Genomic DNA, 21,909 nt, shown 5'->3' with positions numbered 1-21,909 from the left:
TCCCTCGTCTGAAGACAGAGGGAGCCTCATTCAAATCTCACACGATGGTGAGGGTGATGACGGTGGGGTTGCCGTTGGCATCGCGCAAGCGAATCTTGCCGCCGTTGGATAGGTCCGTATCGCCACTTTTCACGGTACGTACCGTGCCGAACAGGCCACCGAGCACCTTGTCGGTTTTCACCTCGAACCCGAGACCTTCAAGTGTCTTGGTTACGGCGCTTTCCTGTTTGCCGACAAGGCCGGACGGTATCGTCGCCATCTCCGGACCCTTGGAAATCACCACGTCCACGCTATCGCCCCACTTCAGCTGGGCTCCGGCTTCCTGAGACGCGGAAATGACTTGACCGGCCTCGACCTTGTCATCGTACTGTTCGGTGACATTGGCCGTGAGCTTCAACTCGCCGAGCGCGGCTTGCATCTCATCCTGGGTCTTACCGACGATGTTAGGCATGGTCACCGGCATCGGTCCCTTGCTCAAAGTAACCGTCACCTCATCGTTGTGCTTGGCCGTGGTACCGGGATCAGGGGAGATCGTCAATGCCACACCCTGCGGCGTGTCCATCGAATACTCATCCTTCGACTCGTCATGCTTGACATTATCGAAGCCGGCCTTCTTGAGCGCGTTCAACGGGTCCTTGCCATTGGCCGAATTCGCGTCGAGAATATCCTTCGGGATGGTGGTCATCCGCACGCCCTTGGACACCACCACCGTAAGCTCCTGATTGGCTCGCTTGCTTATGCGGCTGTTCACAACGGCCTTGGTCTTGTTCACGGAAGAAGAGATGATCTTGCCTTCCGCCACGTCGTCGCTGTATTCCTTGTGCGTCTTGTAGGGGATGCCGAGAGCCTTCAACGTGCTCTCATACGTGGCCCAATCCGCGCCGGCCAACGAGCATTCGGTGCTTGCATTCGCATCGCAGGTCACGTCATCCGGCTTGGGCACACTCCAATAGCTGCCCGGTCCGGCAAACCACCACCAGCCGGCGGTTCCGCCGATTGCAGCCAGTACCAGCACTATCACCAGTACGATGATGAGCGGTTTTTTGCTGCGCTGCTTCTTTGGCCCGGTGCCATTGGAAGCGACATCCGGCTCATCGGAAAGGGCAAGCGCTCGGGTGAAGGCATCGCCGGCCTGAGGCAGCACTTGTGTCTCGCTGCCGGACTGTGCCATGATCTGCGTCTTATGGGGAGCCGAAGCATCGGCTAACATCGACGAATCAAGTGCCGTGGTGGGGGCGACCGGAGGCGCCGGAGGATTGACGTCTGCGGCGCCACCGGTATCGGCGGTATTGCTTGCGGCATCATCGACCAAAAATGCCGGTACGGACGGCTCGAACGTTGCTGCACCGGCAGGTACGCCGGTCAGCGGGGCCTGCTCGGCGATATTGCCTACCAATGCTGCAGCGGTGGCATCGGTATGATCGCCTCCGATGGGTTCGGCATGCAAACGGTATTGCCACGCCTCCAGCGGCAATTTGGCGGCCAACTGGCTCAATTCCTCAGCTGCTGCCGCGCCATCGGCGGGGCGGGCATCCACCTGACGCGCGGTCAGATGGGCGATGAACGCCGCCACGGACGGATCAATGCCCTGGCAGACCGTGGCCACGGACGGCACGTCCTCATGAACATGCTTGAAGACAAGCGTCACCGGATTATCCGAATCGAACGGCACCTTGCCGGTCATCATCTCCCATGCCATGATGCCCACCGAATACAGGTCGCCTTGCGCGGTGGCCTGATTGTTCTCGATCATTTCGGGAGCCAGATAAGCGGCGGTGCCCAATAGCATGCCGGTGGAGCTCAATGTGGCCTGGCTGGCGGCCTTGGCCAGACCGAAATCGGTGATCTGCACATGGCCGCGATCATTGATCAAAATGTTCTCGGGCTTGATGTCACGGTGGACCACGCCGGCGCGATGCGCGGAAGCCAGACCATCCAGCGTCTCCGCGACCACGCGCAGCGTCTCACGCACGGAGAATGTGCCTTGGGTGTTCATCTCATGCCGCAGATTGACGCCATGCACATATTCCATGACCAGAAAATCAAGTCCATTGAACTCGCCGGTGTCATACACCTGAACGATGTGCGGGTTGGCGATGGACGCGGCCGAATTGGCCTCGCGGCGGAACCGTTCGACGAACTGCTCCCGATGCGGGCCTTTGGCGAGTTGTGTGTGCATGACCTTAATCGCCACGGTGCGCCCCAGACGCTCATCGACGGCCTCATACACGGTGGCCATACCACCCTCGGCGATATTGCGCACGATGCGGTAGCGTCCCTCAATCATCTGCGCGGGCTCGTTCTCACTCATGTTGTATCGTACGGTTCCTTTAATCACGACTAAACACGTTCAGTGTACATGGCCCCGGTTACGCGGCCGGAGCATCAGCGCATAGTTTTCATGGGTTTTCACCGGTGTCCATGGTCTCATGGTCCGGCGGCTCGCATTGCGGACTATCGCAAGGATTCGGGGATGAATCGCGCACAAGCCTCGGTCAGACGGCGTTGCGCTTCGGAATTCAGCTCAAGACCGGCAATCGCCTTACGGGACTCACCCCATAGGGCAGCGATGCGCTCGCGGGATCGATCAAGAGCACCGGTCGACGTGAACAGTTCAATGGTGCGGGCCACCTGGTTGTCATTGCGACAATCCGCTTCGAAGATGGCAATCAGATCGGCCTTATCCGCCGTATCTGCCGCAGACAGAGCATCAGCCAACAGCACTGTGCGTTTGCCTTCTCGGATGTCTCCGCCAATTGGTTTTCCGGTATTGCGGCTTGATCCGACGACATCCAACAGGTCATCCGCCAGTTGGAACGCCAGTCCGAGCGGCCGGCCGACGGCCAACGCGCAATGTCTGGCCTGATCCGGGCTCTCTCCTGCGGCCAGCAGTGCAAGCAGCAGTGGAGCGATGGTGGTGTAACTGGCTGTCTTCCAGCGGAATACGTTCAATGAGGCGTTCGCCAGAGCTTCGGGATTAGACAGCGGGGTCATCTCGACGGCCAAGTCCAGTACTTGGCCGATTTCCACCTCGCGCTGCATGGTAAGAAACGCCTCGTTCAGGGCATCGGTGTTGGGAAGACGGCTGGCGGACCGGCGTGTGATTTCAATGCAGGCAGTGGCCAGAATGTCGCCGAGCATCAGGCCCAAGCCACGGCCTATGGCACCGCTGTGTACGGCCTGCTCCAAGGCATGATGTGCGGAAGGCTTGCCCCGGCGCAGATCGGATTCGTCGATGATGTCGTCATGCACCAGTGCGGCCGTCTGAAACACTTCAATGGCGCAGGCTAGGTCGATCATGGCATCACGCCAATCAGGAGTCACGTCGCCGGCAAGAATATCGAAGGCGTCCAATGCGAGCAGCGCACGCAGTCGTTTGCCTCCTTGGCTGGAGGAGGCGGCTTGGTCCACAACCTGTTCCATCACCGGTTTCAGGGCGTCGGCAACCTCGTCGGTGGCGGGGGCGGCAGTCAGTTCCCGCACCAACTGAATGATGCGTGGCTCGATGATTTCGCGGTTGTTAGCAGTTGTGCACATGCCTAATAACTTATCCACAGGGTTTGAAGAACACAAGAACGTTGGAAATCAAGGGTTTTGAAGCTAGAACCACAATGGTCGTTTTTTCCTGCGTCATACGGCGTTTTCAGCCATAGTGGGCACACCCACTCGGTGCGTGAGCTACCTGGCTCAGCGTGCACCACAACACCAATAGATTGCACACCATTAGTCAAGGAGGACATGATGAACAACAACACGCCACACAAGCCGCGTAAGAACCGACACGCCAAACGGCACGCCGCCGAGCAGACGGAGCCCTTTGTCTTTGACGAGTTGAAGACGAGATCACAGGAATTTCGCAATGATCGCCGACTTCGAGGCGCGCAACAGGCTAATGCCGACTGGGTGGCCGAACCATTGGACGAATGGCTGTCTTGCCTCGATGCCGGGAACACCGACCTAGGCCGAGAGACGATGGCCGCGTTTGCGGTGGGCATGCGCGAGACCTTATCGATTCGTGATGCGCTGATTCTCTCGTTGGTTATTGATGAAAGCCGTTGCCCCAAGTCATGGCTCATGGAATTCGCGGCGCGACCGCATCTGGCGCGTACGAGAACACGAATGGGCGAGCTGCTGACCTGCGCATTCGAGGATGAAGGCATGATGCCGGATAAGGAGCGTTGCCATACCGGCATCGGTATGTTGCTCGATATCGCCGAAGCCTCACCGGTGCCGTACTGCATACAGCCATTGGCCGTAATCGCCTACACCTTATGGTGGCTGGGCGATCCGCGAGCAATGGTGTTCGCCTTGCGATGCCTGCTGCTCGATGAGGATTGTTCGCTGGCGGCGATGATATTCTCAGCCGCCGATCGAGGCGTGGCACCGGCATGGTGCTCGGGCTGAGTGAACAGAAACGGCGGATTTCCGAGGTTTTACGCGCGATGCGCGGAAGGAAAGCGTGTGGTGATCGGCAACACGTCGGGCAACGATGTGGGAATAATCGTCCGTGGAGGGTGGTTTACTCACATAGTTGACGATTTGCCCTTGCCAGAAGTGGGCCCATGTGGTATATGCACTTCACGGCGAGAGATCAGGAGGAGCAGTTTTGGCCACGAAGGAAACGACGGCAACCAAGCAGACAGCCGAGTCCAGCGAGGAGACCGAGACCAAGAAGAAGGCCAGCTCTACGACCACCGCACGCAAGACTTCCGCCAAGAAGTCCAAGTCCGCAGAGCCCTCGAAAAAGACCACGCGCAAGTCCGCTGCGAAGAAAACCGCGAAGAAGGCCAAGGACGATGAGCTCGTCAAAGACGAGGACACTCAGGTCGATGACGAGCTTGATGACGATGCCGAGGTCAACGACGACGATTTGGACGTTGACGACCTCGACGAGGATCTTGACGACGTTGACGAAGACGATGCCGACGACGAAGACCTCGATGAGGACGATGCCGACGACGATGATGTGGAAGACGACGAGGACGAGGAAGAAGCCAAGTCCAAGGCACCCGAGCAGCCCAAGGAAAAGGGTGCCTACGTGGTCTCCGACACGGATGATGAGGAAGAAAACATCATCCCCTCGGGCAATCCGAAGCGTCGTGTGATTGCGGCCGGCGCAACCGCCGACCCGGTCAAGGACTACCTGAAGCAGATCGGCCGTGTGAGCCTGCTGAATGCCGAGCAGGAAGTCGACCTGTCCGAGCGCATCGAGGCCGGCCTGTACGCCCAGCACCTGCTCGACACCGAAAGCGAAGGCATGGAGTTCAAGCGCAAGCGTGAACTCAAGTGGGCCGCCGCCGACGGCAAGAAGGCTAAGGACCATCTGCTGGAAGCCAACCTACGACTTGTGGTCTCGCTCGCCAAGCGCTACACGGGTCGCGGCATGCTCTTCCTTGATTTGATCCAGGAAGGCAACCTTGGTCTGATTCGTGCCGTCGAGAAGTTCGACTGGAAGAAGGGCTTCAAGTTCTCCACCTACGCCACGTGGTGGATTCGTCAGGCCATCACCCGTGCCATGGCCGATCAGGCCCGCACCATTCGCGTGCCTGTGCACATGGTCGAAGTGATTAACAAGCTGTCCCGTGTACAGCGCCAGATGCTGCAGGATCTGGGGCGTGAACCTACGCCGGACGAGCTGGCCCGCGAGCTGGATATGCCGGTTGAGAAGGTGCAGGAAGTGCAGAAGTACGGCCGCGAGCCGATTTCCCTGCACACCCCGCTTGGCGAGGATGGCGATTCCGAGTTCGGTGACCTCATTGAGGATACCGACGCCATCGCTCCGTCCGACGCCGTGGCCTTCTCCCTGCTGCAGGAACAGTTCAAGCAGGTGCTGGAAACCCTGTCTCCGCGTGAGGCCGGCGTCATCAAGATGCGCTATGGCCTGGAAGACGGCCAGCCGAAGACGCTGGACGACATCGGCCGTGTGTATGGCGTGACCCGTGAACGCATCCGTCAGATCGAGTCCAAGACCATGTCCAAGCTGCGCCACCCATCCCGTTCGCAGACCCTGCGCGACTTCCTGGATCAATGATCGTCTGGCTCCCCTCTGTGAGGGGAGCCAAGCATTTGAAGAGAAAAATAGGACTGTATGCCCAAAGAAGAATACGGTGCCAAGGACCTAGCTGTTCTTGAGGGCTTGGATGCGGTACGCAAGCGTCCGGGCATGTACATCGGCACCACCGACTCGCAGGGGCTTATGCACTGCCTGTGGGAGATCATCGACAACTCCGTGGACGAGGCCTTGGCCGGCTTCTGCAACGACATTGTGGTCACCCTGCACACCGACGGTTCCGTGGAAGTCGCGGACAATGGCCGAGGCATCCCGGTGGACAAGGAACCGAAAACCGGCCTGTCCGGCGTGGAGGTCGTACTGACCAAACTGCACGCCGGTGCCAAGTTCGGCAACTCGTCTTATAACGCCGTCGGTGGCCTGCACGGCGTGGGCTCCTCCGTGGTCAATGCCCTGAGCTCCCGACTGGACGTCGAAGTGGATCGTGACGGCAAGACGCACCACATGACCTTCCACCAAGGTCACCCTGGCGTATACACGGATGCCGACCCGGCCAATCCGTCTCCCGATTCCCCGTTCAAGCGCACTCGCAAGAACCGACCCACCGAGCTGGAAATCATCGGCAAGGTATCTCCCAAAACCACTGGTACCCGTATTCGTTACTGGTATGATCCGGAGATCTTCAACAAAACCGCCGAGTTCTCATACGAACAGCTCATCGACCGCGTGCGTCAGACCAGCTTCCTGGTGCCCGGCCTCAAAATCACCATCATCGACGAAAACGTACCGGAAACGGCGGCGACTGACACCGTCGAGGCCACTGATGACACAACAGTCGAACCTGCGCAAGACCAGGCACCGGCCTTGGATGTCTCGTCCGACGATGCCGAGAGCCCGGCCGAGGAGGACTTCTCACTGACGGCCGGCGACCAGGTCGTTGATGGCGCGTTCGGCGAACAGCCCGCGCACCCGCGCGTCGTGGAATTCCTGCACACAGGCGGCGTCAAGGACTTCGTCGACTTCCTGTCCAAAGGCGAGCCGATCTCCGACATCTGGCGCATCCAAGGCGAGGGCACCTATAAGGAGGAGACCCAGGCCGTGGGCAAGGGCGGTGAACTGCACGCCCAGGAAATCGAACGCACCTGCGGCGTGGATATCGCCCTGCGATGGGTCAACGGCTATGACACCACAATCATGAGCTTCGTGAACATCGTGGAGACGCCCGGCGGCGGTACTCACGTGGACGGTTTCATGAACGCCATCACCAAGCAGATTCGCAAGGCGGTGGAAGACAACGCCCGCAAGCTCAAGGTGAACATGAAGGACTCCGCCATGAAGGTGGAGCGCGACGATATCCAAGCCGGACTCGTGGCCGTGGTCACCGCACGCGTGGCCGAACCTCAGTTCCAAGGCCAGACCAAGGATGTGCTCGGCACCGCGCAGGTCAAGCCGATCGTCACCCGGCTCACCGACAAGCAATTCGGCGAGATGATCACCGGCTCCAAGCGCGGGTACAAGGAACAATCCGGCCGCGTGCTGGAGAAGATCGTCGGCGAAATGCACGCACGCATCCAGTCGCGCAAGGCCAAGGAGGTCACGCGCCGCAAGAACGCGCTCGAATCCGCCTCGATGCCGGCCAAACTCTCCGACTGCCAGCCGGGCAATGACGACGTGGCCGAACTGTTCATCGTCGAGGGTGATTCCGCACTCGGTACCGCCAAGGCCGCCCGCAACGCCGGTTTCCAAGCGCTGCTGCCGATTCGAGGCAAGATTCTGAACGTGCAGAAGGCGTCGATTACGCAGATGCTCTCCAACAAGGAATGCGCGGCCATCATCCAGGTGGTGGGCGCCGGCTCCGGCCAGAGCTTTGACATCGAACAGTCGCGCTACCACAAGATCATCATGATGACCGATGCCGATGTGGACGGCGCGCACATCCGTATCCTGTTGCTGACGCTGTTCTACCGGTACATGCGGCCGCTTATCGAACACGGCTACGTGTATGCCGCAGTACCGCCGCTGCACCGCATCGCGTTGACCGGCTCGCACAAGGGCGAATACATCTACACGTATTCCGATGACGAGCTGGCCGGCAAACTGGCCGACCTCGACAAGAAGCACATCGGTTACAACGACGACATCCAGCGATACAAGGGTCTGGGCGAGATGGATGCCGACCAGCTGGCGGACACCACCATGGACCCGCGCACGCGTATGCTGCGCCGCATCCGCATGGAGGACGCCGCCCAGGCATCCGAGATCTTCAGCCTGCTGATGGGCGACGACGTGCCGCCGCGCAAGCAGTTCATCGTCGACAACGCCGACGATTTCGACCGCTCCAAGATCGATACCTGATCGAAGACGTCGCTGATAATGACATCGTGCTTACCGAGAATTTCCGTAATTGGCGTTTGAGGTGAGCACGTTGTCATATGTTTTATGCGTGTTGCCCATGAGTCATTCGATAGACTGATGACATCGTTATCACAACCGGTGCCGTACTGTGAATGGGAGATGGGACATGGCCAGTCTGTTGCTTGCCGTCATCTATGTGGCGTTTATCAGTCTGGGATTGCCGGATTCGCTACTCGGATCCGCATGGCCCACCATGAGCCAGGATCTGAACGTGCCGGTGGCGTGGGCCGGCGGCATCTCCGCGGTGATTTCCATGTTCACGATCGTCTCGGCACTGCTTTCGGTCCGAATGACATTGAAATTCGGGGCAGGCAAGGTCACCGCCGTTTCGGTGGCGTTGACTGCGGCGGCCTTGGCCGGTTTCTCCGTTACCTCGAATTACTGGGTGCTGTTGGCCATCGCCATACCATACGGCCTTGGCGCGGGCGGAGTGGATGCGGCGCTCAATAACTACGTAGCCATTCACTACGAAAGCCGGCATATGAGCTGGCTGCACTGCATGTGGGGCGTCGGCGCATCGGTCGGCCCCTACATCATGGGCTATGCGCTCTCTCAAGGCCAAGGCTGGCCGTGGGGCTATCGGTACATCGCGATCCTGCAGGTGATGCTGACCGTCATCCTGGTGCTGAGCCTGCCGCTGTGGAAGAAACGTGGCGCAATTGCGGTCGGCGAATCGACCGATGACACCGCATCATCTGACGGCAATGCCGAGAGATTTGGCACTGCTGAAGGGGTGTCTGTTGCCGAACGCAAACCGCTCGGCGTGGCCGGCGTGCTCGCCATTCGCGGTGCCAAGGAAATCCTCGTGATGTTCTTCTGCTACTGCGCCGTCGAATCTACGGCGGGCCTGTGGGCCTCCAGCTATATGGTGATGCACAGCGGCATCGACAAGATCACCGCCGCCAGCTGGGCCAGCCTATTCTACGTAGGCATCACCGTGGGCCGTGCGCTTTCCGGCTTCCTGACCATGCGATTCAAGGACCCGGTCATGATTCGCCTCGGCCAAGTGCTGGTGTTCGCCGGCATCCTCACCATGTTCGTGCCATTGCCTCACCACCTTGGCGTGGTCGTTGGGCTGGTGGTCATCGGCTTCGGGTGCGCGCCGATTTATCCGTGCGTCATCCACTCGACGCCGGCCTACTTCGGCGAAGACAAATCGCAGGCCATCGTCGGCGTGCAGATGGCCTGCGCCTATGTGGGCTCACTGCTCATGCCGCCACTGTTCGGCATCATCGCGCAATATGCGACAATCAGTCTCTACCCGTGGTATTTGCTGGTGCTCTTGGTGCTGATGGTGGCCATGCACGAGCGTCTTCGCAAGTTGCGCGGCTGATCATATGCGCATTTGGGCCCGACGCCTACTATGCTTGGAGCCCATGGTGATAAGTGAAGAAGAACATGAACAGATGCCCGAGCCCGTACGGGAACGATTGAGAGCGCTGAAGGATGCGCCGGGCTCGGTAATCGTGGTCGGCTCGATGAACGCCGATTACACCGTAACCACTAAACGACTACCCAAGCCAGGTGAAACCGTCAATGGTGGTGCCATGAAAGTGCTGCCGGGCGGCAAGGGCGCGAATCAGGCATCTGCCGCCGCTCGTCTCGGTGTCAATGTCCAGTTGCTGGGCGCGGTGGGCGAGGACTCCAACGCGGACTTCCTATTAAGCAAGCTGGATGAGGCCGGCGTCGACACCGCCGATATCCTGCATGTCGAAGGCCCCAGCGGCACCACGGTAATCACCGTGAGCGCTGAGGGCGAGAACACCATCGTCTATTCGCCGGGTTCCAATGCCAAGGCAAGTGCCGGCTATGTGCAATCACATCGCACGACCATCGCCGAATGCGCGGTATTGGGACTGTGTCTGGAGAGCCCGATTGCCACCGTTATCGCCGCCGCGCAGACCGCGCATGACGCTGGCGTGACCGTGCTGCTCAACGACTCGCCATTTATGGACGAGCTGCCTCACGAACTGGTGGAAGCCACGGATATTCTGCTGGTCAACCAGCATGAAGTGGCTCAACTGCTGGGCCTGCCGGATGATGACGTGGAATCACTCGACTGGTATGAGGTCGCCGAACGATTCACCGATTACGGATTCGACCGGGCGATAGTGACGCTTGGTGCGTCGGGATCGGTGGTGATCGAGAACGGACGTTGGCATCGCGTATCCGCCGCGCAAGTCAATGCAGTGGACACCACCGGTTGCGGCGACTCGTTCATGGGGACCGTGCTGGCTGGCTTGGCCGCCGGTCATACGCTGCTGCAATCCGCGCAAATCGGCTCCTACGTCTCCGCCTATGCGGCCACCAAGCTTGGTGCCCAAAGTGCCTACGGTACCGCCGAAGAAGTCATCGCCTACTTCAGCTGACCTATAATCGTACATATGTACGAAAGCCTGAGCCTGTTTTCCGAACCCACCAAGATGTGGTTCGAGCATGCCTTCGGTCAGCCGACCGAGGCACAGGCTCAGGCATGGCCGGCAGTCCATTCCGGTCGCAATGTCTTGGTCATCGCCCCTACCGGTTCCGGTAAAACATTGGCCGCGTTTCTCTCAGCCATCGACCGATTGATGACCGTGCCACGCACGCGGCGTGCCGGTGTGCGTGTGCTGTATATCTCGCCGTTAAAGGCGCTCGCGGCCGATGTGGCCAAGAACCTAGAACAGCCTTTGGAGGGCATTGCTGCACAATGCGAGGCGCAAGGGCTGCCCGTACCGAAGATCGCGGTCGCCACTCGTTCAGGCGACACCACCGCACAGGAGCGGCGGCGCATAGCCTCCCATCCACCGGATATCCTCGTTACCACGCCAGAATCGTTGTATTTGTTGCTCACTTCGAAGGCAGGGCGGATTCTCGGCACTGTCGATACGGTGATCGTCGATGAGATTCATGCAGTGGCGGGCACCAAGCGCGGCGCACATTTGGCGGTAAGTCTGGAACGGCTGGAGAACCTTGTCGCAGAATCGCGCAAGCGAGATGCAATCGATGCAGATGCTGATGAGGGCGGTGATGCCGCCGTTGATGCTGGCCGTGGCGATCGTCATATGCAGCGCATCGGTCTATCCGCTACGGTGAATCCGCCTGAAAAGGCGGCGCGATTCCTGGGCGGCGGGCAACCGGTTACCATCGTGAATCCCGGTGGGCGGCCTGCAATGGATTTGCGCATGATTGAGCCGTTGGAAAACATGCGTGATTTGCAGTCCGTGAATGCCAAGCAGCGTGTCGGTGGCGTGGATGCTGAACGGTCCGCTCCGCATATCAGTGGTGTCACGCCGGCCATGCAGCGACTTGCTGAACGCAGGGGCATTGTGCCGGTGGATGATAGAGATGTTTCTTCCACTTCTGGGGACGATTCTGATGCGAGTGATGAGTTTGATTCCTCCGCGTTGGTTGGAGCGGCGGGCGACCGTACCTCCGGTTCCATTTGGCCTGTGGTGGAACGCAGTATTTTGGATGAGATTCTCGCGCACCGCACTACATTGGTGTTCGTTAATTCGCGTGGTGTGGCTGAGAAACTCACTGCGCGCTTGAACGATTTGTATGCGCAGACCCGGCATGGCACCAATCCCGACACTGTGCGGGATCTGGGCTCTCCGGAAGGCCGCGAAGGGTTCTCCACGCATTACGATGCTGTGGTCGGCTCCACCACCATGCTTGTCGGCTCACATGAGGGCGATGATGTCATCGCCATGGCTCATCATGGGTCGGTTTCCAAAGACCGTCGCAAAATGATTGAGGAACGGCTTAAACGTGGTGAATTGCGTTGCGTGGTGGCCACCTCCAGTTTGGAGCTCGGCATTGATATGGGCTCGGTCGACTTGGTGATTCAAGTCGATACGCCGTTGTCGGTCTCCTCCGGATTGCAGCGTGTAGGCCGTGCCGATCATCAGGTCGGTGGCGTCTCTCACGCATTGTTCTATCCGCTCACCCGTCAGCAGATTGTCACTGGGGCCGCAAGTCTGGAAGCCATGATTGCCGGCGATATAGAACCATTGGCCGTGCCGCGCAATCCGCTCGATATTCTTGCCCAGCAGACCGTGGCCGCTGCCGCGATGCACGATTTGAACGCTGATGACTGGTATGCCACGGTGCGTCGTGCTGCGCCGTTTGCCGAACTGCCACGTGACATGTTCGATGCGGTAATCGGCATGATGTCCGGCGAATACAACAGAGAGGAATTCTCGGCCTTCCGGCCGCGACTGGTATGGAATCGGGATAATGGCCTGATTTCCGCCCGTCCCGGTTCGCAGAAAGTGGCCGTTACCTCTGGCGGTACGATTCCCGATCGAGGGCTGTACACCGTGGTCCTGCCTGAGGCGGACGCCGGCAAAGGCCAGCGTCGCGTCGGCGAGTTGGATGAGGAGATGGTCTACGAATCGCGTGTGGGCGATGTCATTACACTGGGTACCTCCACATGGCAGATTCAGGAAATCACCCGCGACCGTGTGGTGGTGACGCCGGCTCCGGGCCGCACCGCCCGTCTGCCGTTCTGGCACGGTGAAGGCGCTGGCCGTGACTACGGTTTCAGCCGTACCATAGCCCGCTTCACCCGAGAAATCGCCGCCGGATTAGACGTGAAGCGGACTGGGGGGAGTTCTGCCGCAGAAGGTCCAGCTGTCCCAACCTTCATCCCAACAATCCTCACCCGTCTCCACCACGATGGCCTAGATGCCAACGCCATCACCAACTTGGCCCGCCTACTCTCCGAGCAACAAGCCGCCACTGGTGCAGTTCCCAGCGACCAAACCCTTATCGTGGAGCGCACACGCGATGAAGACGGCGGATGGCGCATCGTGCTGTTAAGCCCCTTCGGCCGCCGCGTTCACGAACCGTGGTCCATGGCCATCAGCCGCAGACTGCGCCAACGCTACGGTTTCGACGGGCAGGTATATGCCGCCGATGACGGTATCGTCATTCAGCTACCGGACGGTGACGGACATATTCCTGCTCAAGACCTGTTCCTTTTCGACCCAGAAGACCTCAAAGCAGATGTAGAGCGTCAAGTGGGCGAGTCCGTGCTATTTGCCGCACGATTCCGCGAATGCGCCGCCCGATCACTGTTCATGCCGCGATCCGACCCGGGCCGTCGCGTGCCCCTATGGCAGCAGCGACTGCGCGCCGCACAGCTCCTGCAATCCGCACGTATGGCCAAGAACTTTCCGCTGCTGCTGGAAACCGCGCGCGAATGTTTGCAAGACGTATACGACATGCCCGCCCTGAACGAGGTGATGACCGGATTGCAAGCCGGCACCATTACCGTGAAGGACGTGGAAACCGAGTCGCCATCGCCTTTCGCCGAGAACATTCTCTTTGGCTTCGTCGGCGTGGTGATGTACCAGTATGACCAACCTCAGGCCGAGCGTAGCGCGCAACTGCTGTCTCTCGATCCGCACGTGCTCGAACGCTTGCTCGGCACCACCGATATGGCACAAGTGCTCAACCCGGACGTGATTCGCGAAGTCGAACAGGAACTGGGGGAGCACACTTTCTGGAATGAGCTTGCCGACGATGATGTGACTGGTCGCGTGACCCGTTACGCCAAAACCCATGGTCCTTTCACCGCCGATCAGCTCATAGCCGATCTACACCTCGATGCTACGGATGCCGTGCACACTCTGGATGTGCTGGCTGCCAAAGGCGAGTTGCTGCAAGGCCACTTTGTAGATGATGACGAGCAAGGCCAACAGTGGCTCCATAAGGACGTATTCCGCCGTATTCGGTCTCGCTCATTGGCCAAGGCGCGTAAAGCAGTCAAGCCAGTAGAATCAGAGGCGTTCCAGATGTTTCTTATCGACCGACAAGGTATCGGGCCGGTCGGCGGCGAACGATATGAAGGTGCTGACGGGCTCATGCGCGTTATCGAGCAGCTGGAGGGCATATCACTGCCCACTGCACTCTGGGAGTCGGCAGTATTCCCCGCACGAGTACGAGACTACCAACCTGCATTGCTGGATGAGTTGCTGACCAGCGGCGATGTGGTCTGGGTCGGCTCAAAAACCGGGGGAACCAGTGCGATGGACCCCGGTGAGGTTGCTTTCTATCCGGCGGATTCAATATTGTTCAGCGGTGTGGAACATGGTACGACATCGAACGCCTCAGACGCCACCATGCCGGAAGCGATTCTGACCGCACTGGACTCAGGGGGAGCGTTCCATGCCCGTCAACTGATGGATGCCGCCAAACGTGCGTGGAATGAGACCGCGGAGCCGGACATCAATCCAAACACCGGCGAAATCATTCCGCAAGAGTGGAGCGAACAGCAGTTCAAGGATGCCTTGTGGAGCTTGGTCTGGCAAGGTAAGGTCACCAATTCCAGCTTCGCGCCGGTGCGTGCATTAACCGCAGGCGCAGCAAGCCCGCGTAAATCCACTACATCACGTCGTCGTGGGCGTGTCGCTCCGATTCGCCGAGCCACTACGGATATGACGTTAGGAGGTTTGTGGTCCGCCGTAATCGGGCAAGCTGAAGCCGAAGACACCGACCAGACCGAACGGGCACTCGCACTGGTCGAGACGTTGCTGGACAGGTATGGCGTCATCGCGCAGCCGGTGATTGACAAGGAAAATATCCCGGGTGGCTACTCAGCGTTGTATCCGGTATTGAATCGCATGGAGGAGCATGGTCGACTGGTACGAGGCATGTTCGTCCGTGGTTTCGGCGCGGCCCAATTTGCCGAGCGCGACACCGTGGATGCGTTGCGTCATCCGTCAGAGCATCGCGGCCAGTCCGTGGTGGCATTGAGTGTGCTCGACCCCGCAAATCTCAGTGGCTCCGCCATCGCGTGGCCGGACGCGCCTGCCGGTGCGGGTAAACCGGCACGCCGTATCGGAGCCACGGTCGTGCTCAATGCGCAAGGCGCGCTACTATACGCGGCCGCCAAAGCCAAGCACCTGACAGCGTTCGATCAATCGGTCGGCCATGAAGCCGCTGTCAATGATTCCGACGAACAAATGCGCAAGGCCGCCACAGAACTGGCCTACGCCCTCAAACGCAATGGCACCGGCTCCGTGACATTCAGCGACATCAATGGCGAACCCCTCAACGCCCGTCACCCCTTCGCCCGCATCCTCCACCAGTCCGGCTTCACCCCCGTTCCCCAAGGCATGCGGCTGTACTGATTGAGCCCAGCTATCGAATGCGGTAGTTGGAGCCTCGTTGGGTCATGATGAGGCCGGCGCGGGTGAGCTTCTTATCCAGTGTGTAGAGGGCGTTCTTGAGTAAGCCCTGTTGCTCGAAGAATGGGCCGCCGACAAGTTTGACCAACTCGCTGGTGTTGACGAACTGGCCATCAGCCTTGACCAGCGCTTCAAGCAAACTGTATTCCAGACGGGACAGTGAGATTGCGCTGTGAGTGGATGCGTAGTAGGCCTTGTGATTCGTGGTGTCCAACGTGAGATTGCCACGAATGATCATGGCGGGGGAGTCGGTGGCAAGCGAGCCGACGTATGAGAGCAGTTCGCCATCGGAGAATGGTTTGCTCAGCGCGGCATCTGGGCGTCGTACGTTAGCTTGTGCGCTAGAGGCAGCATTGTCCGAGCGTTGTTCGGCTTCGGCATCTGAGTTGTTTGTGCGTGAATTCGCGCTGAAGGAGCTGTAGGGCGTCTCTTCGATAGGGGCGTACTCGTCAGGCAGCGCTCGCCAGCGGCTGCCTTCACCAATGGTTTTGCTGAGTGGCGTCGAAGTCAGCAGCAGAATCTTGACGGAGGCACGGGCATTGCGTAGGGATTCGATGAGCTGCTCGGTGGAGATGCCGAGCAGGGATTCATCGAGAATCACTGCGTCAAATGACTCCTTGGCGACAGCGGCGAGCGCGATACTACCGGTGCTTGCCAAAGACACCTCATGACGACCGGCAAGCAGGGCACCATGAATGGCGTGGGCCAACGGTTCATTGGATACGGCAACCAGTAGTCTCATCGCCACCTCCTTAATGCTTAGTGTAGGCCGGGTTTAGGGTCTCTTCTCTATTGTTTGGCTCACTATCGTTCGCTCCTCGCCTACAAACACCCCACTGGGGTGTTTGCTTTACGGCTCGGCCCATCAGAGGGAGCTTAATTGAGGTTACGCAATGAAGGCGATGGGGGAGGCGAGGTCTACTCCGGAACCGTCTCGGCGCATATCGGGCTTGGGAAGCTCGACCGGAGAGCCTGCGGATGTAGAGGCGTGCAACGGGTAGAGGCCCACCCAGGCAAGAATCAGCGTGTTCTGGCCCTTCAGGAATCGCTGGGAACGCACGCCGCCGGTAGCGCGACCCTTGGTGGGGTACATTTCCAGCGGAGTGACCTTCGCCGCGCCGTTTTCGGTGCCGGGCAGTGCATCGGAATCGCCGGCCACGGTGAGCACCACTGCACCGGATCCGGAAGTCAAGCCGTTCTCGCCCTCTTCATAGGTCCATGCCACCTTGCCGGCGGGAACCACGTTGAAGGCCGCCACACGGGCGCCCTCGGCCAGCTTGATGCCGGCCATACCGCCCGCAGTACGACCCTGCGGGCGCACGTTCTTCGCCTCAAAGGTCAGTAGCGAGGAATCGGAGGAGATGAACACCAGACGGTCGTCATCCTCGGCCACGGCGGCGAATACCACTTCGTCGCCATCTTTCAGATCAATGACGGGCCAAGAATCCATGGTGGTGGGTGCCTCACGATTCCAACGCTTGATGACACCGTTACGGGTACCGATAGCCAGCGACGGCAACGGCTTGGCCTCGGCGGCCCCGCCATCCTCGCTCTCGTCCTTGGCACTGGTCTTGCCGGACGTCGGCTGCTCCATGGCAATCGCCGTAATCACACGCTCACCGCGAATCGGATCGGTGGATTCGGTCATGCCGATCAGTTCGTCGGCCTGAACTCCTCCCTTCAGCGACAATGTGGCGGTAGCGGGCAAGGCAGGCAAATCAACCACATGCGCGAGCACCAGGCGGCCGGCCGACGTGACCAGCCCATACGTAGCGCGCGTGGAAGTCTCGAAGATTGTGGTGATCTGATCGTCTCTCAAACGCTCATCGGAAGTGGATCGTGCATTGAACACGTCCATCGCGCTTGGCGTGGTACGGGCAATCAAACCGGTAGCGCTCATCATCACCACGCACGGCTCGTCCTCGATCTTCAAGGCTCCGGTCAGCGTGGACTGTTCGCCGGTCTTCTTGGCCGCAGCTGCGGCTGCGGCCACATCGGCTTCGGCGGAGGAGATCGTAGTGGCGGCCTTCACCGCTTCGAGCGCGGACTTGGACACGCCCGAAGCCCCGGCACCCTGCGCCACGACCGGCGTCAACGTGCCATCCGGGTCGGCATCCAGCAGCACGGTACGGCGCGGCGAGCCCCACTTGGCGACCGCTTCGTCCATCTCGTCGGTGACCACCTGGTCGAGCGCCTCGGCGGAGGCCAGGATCCGGGTCAGCTCCTCGATACGCTTCTTCAGATCATCGCGTTCGGCCTCAAGCTCGATACGGTTCATCTTGGTCAGTCGGCGCAGACGCAGGTCGAGGATGTACTGAGCCTGGACCTCGTCCAAATCGAAAACGACCATCAAACGGCTCTTCGCGGCATCCGCATCATCCGAGGTGCGGATTACCTGAATCACCTCGTCGATGTCCAACATGGCCAGCAGCAGGCCCTCGACCAGGTGCAGGCGCTCCAGCGCCTTCTTCTTGCGATATTCACTGCGGCGGCGAATCACCACACGGCGGTGGTCCACCCACACCTGAAGCATCTCCTTCAGACCCATCGTGTGCGGGCGGCCCTCCACCAACGCCACGTTGTTCATGGCGAAGTTGTCTTGCAACGGTGTGTGCTTGAACAACTGCACCAGAACCGCATGCGGGTCGAAACCAGTCTTGATCTCGATGACGATACGCGTGCCGTTATGACGATCGGTCAGATCGAACGCGCCGGAAATCCCCTCCAGCTTGCGGTTCTTCACACCGTCGGAAATACGTTCGATTACCTTCTCCGGGCCCACCATGTACGGCAGCTCGGTGACCACGATGGCCTGCTTGCGGGCCGTGACATGCTCGATATGCGTGGCGGCGCGCGTGGTGAGCGTACCACGGCCAGTGGCATAGGCCTCACGGATGCCGTCGCGGCCGATGATCGTGCCGCCGGTGGGCCAGTCGGGGCCGGGCACGTAACGCATCAGCTGTTCCAGGGTGGCGTCCGAATGCGCCATGAGGAACTTGGCGGCGTTTACCACCTCGCCCAGATTGTGGGTGGCCAGGTTCGTGGCCATGCCCACGGCGATGCCCGAGCCGCCGTTGACCAGCAGATTCGGGATGGCGGCCGGCAGCACGGTCGGTTCCTTGAGCTTGTTGTCATAGTTCGGCGTGAAGTCGACGGTGTCCTCATCGATATCCGCGTTCATGCCGAGAGCGGCCGGGCCAAGCCTGGCCTCGGTGTAACGGGAGGCCGCAGGGCCGTCATCCAGCGAGCCGAAGTTGCCGTGGCCGTCTACCAGCGGCAGACGCATCGCGAACGGCTGTGCCAAACGCACCATGGCCTCGTAGATCGCGGAATCACCGTGCGGGTGGAGCTTGCCCATCACCTCGCCCACCACGCGGGCGGACTTCATATACGGGCGGTCGGGAGTCAGATTCATCTCGCCCATCTGGTAGACGATGCGGCGCTGCACCGGCTTCAAGCCATCGCGCGCATCGGGCAGTGCGCGTGCGTAAATCACCGAATACGCATACTCGAGGAAGGACTTGCTCATCTCCTCGTTCAGCGGCGTCTCGACGATATGCTCCTTGACCGTGCGCGGATCATAGGTTTGCGCGGACGGTTTGCGGTGTGATGCCATGAAACTCCCTTTCGAACGCCCCCATATTAGCGGGAGGGCGCGAAACAGTGCGCAGAGAACGGTTCTCGATAACAACTGTGCGCTGGTTTCGGTGCGCCAATCGCACATGTTTGCCGATAAAACGGCGTGATTCCAGTGTTTCAGTCGATGTGCGTTTGTTTGATTATGTGCGTTGGAGCGCACAGTTGTTATTGAGAACCGTTCTCTGCGCACTGAGCCAAGGGGAGGGGTGCTACTTGAATGGGCAACTATGAGTGTTGAGACGCCGGATATGGACGAGTTGCTGCGGCTGGTGCCCACAGTGGGCTATGGGGATGACGCCCCGGCCGATCGGCGTGGGGGAGCACTGCACCTGTCCGCCGTGCTGCCCGCCTTGTCCGCCGCCATCGGACATCCGGCCCCCACCAAGGTCCACGCCGATCCCAAGGCATGCCAGCGCGCGTTGGGGCTGCCCGATGCCGAATCGGCCATCGTGGTGCTCGTGGACGGCCTGGGCTACTGGAACCTCGCCATGCGCCTCGGCCACGCGCCCTATCTGCGTTCGCTGATGAACGAAAGCGCCAATCAGCGTCCCATCGCTACCTGCGCTCCAAGCACCACTGTGGCGGCCATGGCCGCATTCGGTACCGGAACCTGCCCGGGACTGACCGCAATGGCGGGCTATACGCAGCTCGAACCCGCCAGCCATAAGCTCATCCAACTCATCCAGTTCAAAGACGCGCTGGCACCCAAACCAGCCAATCCGCACATTCCTGTGCCGCCCATGGTCGATCCGCTCGACCTGCAGCGCGAGGAGACGGTGTTCGAGAAACTTGCGGCTCAAGAGGTGCGCGTCACGAGCTCGGGGTTGCCCAAGTTCTCCAAATCGCCATTGACCGAAGCCGCATTGCGAGGCACCGACTATCAAGGCAACGTCACCCCACGCGATCGTGTGCTGGCCGCCGCACGCGCCTCCCGCACCCCCGGCCTGACCTACCTGTACATCCGTGACGCCGACAAAGTCGGCCACAATTACGGGTGGGATTCCGAACACTGGGTGGCCGCATTCGAACATATCGACGCCCAGCTCGCGCTCCTGAAACGCAGCGCACCCAAAGGCACGCTGATCGTCATCGTAGCCGACCACGGCATGGTGCAAACCGACATGGACCAGCGGATTGACATCGCCGTTGAACCGCAGCTCACCCGAGGCGTGTCACTGGTCGGGGGGGAGCCGCGCTCGCTGATGCTGTATGCCGAGCCGGATGAACGACCTGAGGATATAGCTTGCCGGTGGCGCGATTGTCTGCAAGACCGAGCCTTGGTGCGGACCAAGGATGAGGCCATCGCGGACGGATTGTTTGGACCGGTCTGCGAGCGAGTCCGGCCAATGCTCGGCGATGTGGTCGTGCAGGCAGCGGGAGCCGTGACCCTCGTCGATTCGCGTACGCAAGGAGACAAGGCCACCCACCTGCCGAGCGTGCATGGCTCCCAAACAGCATTGGAAATGGATATTCCCTGCCTGATCGATATGGCCTGATTCGGAAATTCAGTCTCCGAACAGAATCTCGTCCCAGCTTGGTACGGCCGAACGTCCTGATTTACGCTTGGCCGGTTTGGCTGGTGCCTCATGTTCGGTGGCGGCGGATTCGGCCGCCCGCTCCTGCTCGGTGGCTACTAGCTGTGCATTGGGGCCACTCCGTATGGTCTTGTCCGAAACATTGTCAGAGCCCTGCTCTGGTGCCGTGGCAGGCGATTGCTGTAATCCTGCGGCAGATGGCGAAACAGATCCGGCGGTCTGCGAAGAGACCGGACTGGGGGCCGTAGTGCCATGAGCCTGGGTCGTGGCCGGTGAGATGGACGTGGATAGATCCACTGGGGGCATGGAACCTGTGGAAGTGACAGAGGGCCGGATTGCGGCAGGCCGTGCGGCCGGAATCGAAGGCGTAGGAGCCGCCCAAGCAGACACGGCGCGCTCGATACGCGCGGAGCGTACGGAGTCGCCGGGCAGTTCGGGAATCGTCGGCTTGAGTTTGGAATCCGTGGCTGATTCCGGATTCTGTTCGCCGAGCAGTTTTCGAGCGGCATTGTTCAGGCTCATCACGGAATTGTCGTGCATATTCCACGTCCATTCGGCATGGATCTCACGGCCCGCGGAAGTGAATATCGCCACGATGCGCCAAGGCTCAAGTCCACGTCGGGTGGATTTCCAGGTCACTGATTCCATGCCGATTCCCGCAGAGGCCAGCGTGCGTTCCACCAGTTCGCTGATGGTGCGCACCCTGCTGTCTTTGGGTGCCGCCACGGCAAGGAACTGTTCGATGGCATACTGTTTCTCGGTCTCCACAGCCATGGAGAAACGACGTACCAGCATTTCGCTCAGATGATATTTCTCCGCGACACGGGCCGGATCGGCACCGGCGCGAATCAGCGACTGTATCTGGGAAATCGGCAAAGTGGACTGCTGATGCGGCTGGGGAGCCTGTCGCATCTCGCTTCTGACCTGCTTGGCCTCAAGAATCGCCCGTTCGAGCGTGTCGTCCACGCTCACAGCCATTTCCCTGCCGCCAAGGGAGAATACGAGGTCCCCCGTCTTGCTCACGCGCACGAAACGGGCTTTTTCAAGCCGATCATCTGGCATATTCGCACCACTTTCCGTCGCAAAGACATTACTTCTTTTAAGTATGCCCCACGTGTCGAACTTTACGAGTATT

At 60.0% G+C, this 21,909-nt stretch carries 12 protein-coding genes; 7 read left to right on the top strand and 5 right to left on the bottom strand.

All coding sequences use genetic code 11. The features are described from left to right. Nucleotides 1–37: 37 nt before the first annotated feature. Together BLLJ_RS06085 and BLLJ_RS06080 are read right to left on the bottom strand one after the other, a co-directional pair. Entirely contained in the window at nucleotides 38–2,311 is a 2,274-nt protein-coding gene (locus BLLJ_RS06085) for a protein kinase domain-containing protein (RefSeq protein ID WP_032740855.1), read from the bottom strand. A gap of 143 nt (nucleotides 2,312–2,454) precedes the next feature. Next, nucleotides 2,455–3,537: a polyprenyl synthetase family protein gene (locus BLLJ_RS06080; protein WP_007055156.1), complete on the bottom strand. Its 1,083-nt coding sequence runs from the start codon at nucleotides 3,535–3,537 to the stop codon at nucleotides 2,455–2,457. 204 nt (nucleotides 3,538–3,741) lie between these two features. On the opposite strand from BLLJ_RS06080, the gene BLLJ_RS06075 reads away from it, so the two are divergent. From BLLJ_RS06075 to BLLJ_RS06050, 6 genes are all read left to right on the top strand, one after another. After that, complete coding sequence (locus BLLJ_RS06075; RefSeq protein WP_007055157.1) at nucleotides 3,742–4,404, top strand: DUF4192 family protein; 663 nt, start codon at nucleotides 3,742–3,744, stop codon at nucleotides 4,402–4,404. A gap of 202 nt (nucleotides 4,405–4,606) precedes the next feature. Continuing rightward, the gene (locus BLLJ_RS06070; protein WP_007055162.1) at nucleotides 4,607–6,031 is read left to right on the top strand and encodes an RNA polymerase sigma factor; all 1,425 of its coding nucleotides are present in this window, start codon (nucleotides 4,607–4,609) and stop codon (nucleotides 6,029–6,031) included. Between the two features lie 57 nt (nucleotides 6,032–6,088). Further along, nucleotides 6,089–8,365 carry a DNA gyrase/topoisomerase IV subunit B gene (locus BLLJ_RS06065; RefSeq protein WP_013582791.1) on the top strand — a complete coding sequence of 759 codons (2,277 nt, stop codon included), beginning with the start codon at nucleotides 6,089–6,091 and terminating at the stop codon, nucleotides 8,363–8,365. A 166-nt stretch (nucleotides 8,366–8,531) separates the two neighbouring features. Continuing rightward, nucleotides 8,532–9,758, top strand: coding sequence for an MFS transporter (locus tag BLLJ_RS06060; protein WP_013582790.1), 1,227 nt, complete (start codon nucleotides 8,532–8,534; stop codon nucleotides 9,756–9,758). Between the two features lie 43 nt (nucleotides 9,759–9,801). Further along, nucleotides 9,802–10,794 (top strand): ribokinase, encoded by a 993-nt coding sequence (locus tag BLLJ_RS06055; protein WP_013582789.1) that lies wholly within the window; start codon nucleotides 9,802–9,804, stop codon nucleotides 10,792–10,794. A gap of 15 nt (nucleotides 10,795–10,809) precedes the next feature. After that, nucleotides 10,810–15,543 carry an Lhr family helicase gene (locus BLLJ_RS06050; RefSeq protein WP_013582788.1) on the top strand — a complete coding sequence of 1,578 codons (4,734 nt, stop codon included), beginning with the start codon at nucleotides 10,810–10,812 and terminating at the stop codon, nucleotides 15,541–15,543. 10 nt (nucleotides 15,544–15,553) lie between these two features. Here BLLJ_RS06050 and BLLJ_RS06045 read toward each other — a convergent pair whose 3' ends face one another. Together BLLJ_RS06045 and BLLJ_RS06040 are read right to left on the bottom strand one after the other, a co-directional pair. Next, entirely contained in the window at nucleotides 15,554–16,342 is a 789-nt protein-coding gene (locus tag BLLJ_RS06045; RefSeq protein WP_013582787.1) for a response regulator transcription factor, read from the bottom strand. Nucleotides 16,343–16,486: 144 nt separating this feature from the next. Then, nucleotides 16,487–19,216: a DNA gyrase/topoisomerase IV subunit A gene (locus BLLJ_RS06040; RefSeq protein ID WP_007052666.1), complete on the bottom strand. Its 2,730-nt coding sequence runs from the start codon at nucleotides 19,214–19,216 to the stop codon at nucleotides 16,487–16,489. A gap of 250 nt (nucleotides 19,217–19,466) precedes the next feature. On the opposite strand from BLLJ_RS06040, the gene BLLJ_RS06035 reads away from it, so the two are divergent. Then, on the top strand, nucleotides 19,467–20,735 hold the full coding sequence (locus BLLJ_RS06035) for an alkaline phosphatase family protein (RefSeq protein ID WP_007054496.1): 1,269 nt from the start codon (nucleotides 19,467–19,469) through the stop codon (nucleotides 20,733–20,735). A 9-nt stretch (nucleotides 20,736–20,744) separates the two neighbouring features. On the opposite strand, the gene sepH is transcribed toward BLLJ_RS06035, so the two are convergent. After that, nucleotides 20,745–21,836 (bottom strand): septation protein SepH, encoded by a 1,092-nt coding sequence (gene sepH, locus BLLJ_RS06030; protein ID WP_007056777.1) that lies wholly within the window; start codon nucleotides 21,834–21,836, stop codon nucleotides 20,745–20,747. Nucleotides 21,837–21,909 lie beyond the last annotated feature (73 nt).

The sequence above is a fragment of the Bifidobacterium longum subsp. longum JCM 1217 genome (assembly GCF_000196555.1).
GTDB lineage: Bacteria > Actinomycetota > Actinomycetes > Actinomycetales > Bifidobacteriaceae > Bifidobacterium > Bifidobacterium longum.
This window is presented reverse-complemented; position numbering and strand designations above follow the sequence as displayed.

Bases quoted from the DNA above. Each gene is read 5' to 3' on its own strand.
- BLLJ_RS06065 (WP_013582791.1), top strand. From the start codon at position 6,089: ATGCCCAAAGAAGAATACGGTGCCAAGGACCTAGCTGTTCTTGAGGGC.
- BLLJ_RS06060 (WP_013582790.1), top strand. From the start codon at position 8,532: ATGGCCAGTCTGTTGCTTGCCGTCATCTATGTGGCGTTTATCAGTCTG.
- BLLJ_RS06050 (WP_013582788.1), top strand. From the start codon at position 10,810: ATGTACGAAAGCCTGAGCCTGTTTTCCGAACCCACCAAGATGTGGTTC.
- BLLJ_RS06080 (WP_007055156.1), bottom strand. From the start codon at position 3,537: ATGTGCACAACTGCTAACAACCGCGAAATCATCGAGCCACGCATCATT.
- BLLJ_RS06055 (WP_013582789.1), top strand. From the start codon at position 9,802: ATGGTGATAAGTGAAGAAGAACATGAACAGATGCCCGAGCCCGTACGG.
- BLLJ_RS06035 (WP_007054496.1), top strand. From the start codon at position 19,467: ATGAGTGTTGAGACGCCGGATATGGACGAGTTGCTGCGGCTGGTGCCC.
- BLLJ_RS06045 (WP_013582787.1), bottom strand. From the start codon at position 16,342: ATGAGACTACTGGTTGCCGTATCCAATGAACCGTTGGCCCACGCCATT.
- sepH (WP_007056777.1), bottom strand. From the start codon at position 21,836: ATGCCAGATGATCGGCTTGAAAAAGCCCGTTTCGTGCGCGTGAGCAAG.
- BLLJ_RS06085 (WP_032740855.1), bottom strand. From the start codon at position 2,311: ATGAGTGAGAACGAGCCCGCGCAGATGATTGAGGGACGCTACCGCATC.
- BLLJ_RS06075 (WP_007055157.1), top strand. From the start codon at position 3,742: ATGAACAACAACACGCCACACAAGCCGCGTAAGAACCGACACGCCAAA.
- BLLJ_RS06040 (WP_007052666.1), bottom strand. From the start codon at position 19,216: ATGGCATCACACCGCAAACCGTCCGCGCAAACCTATGATCCGCGCACG.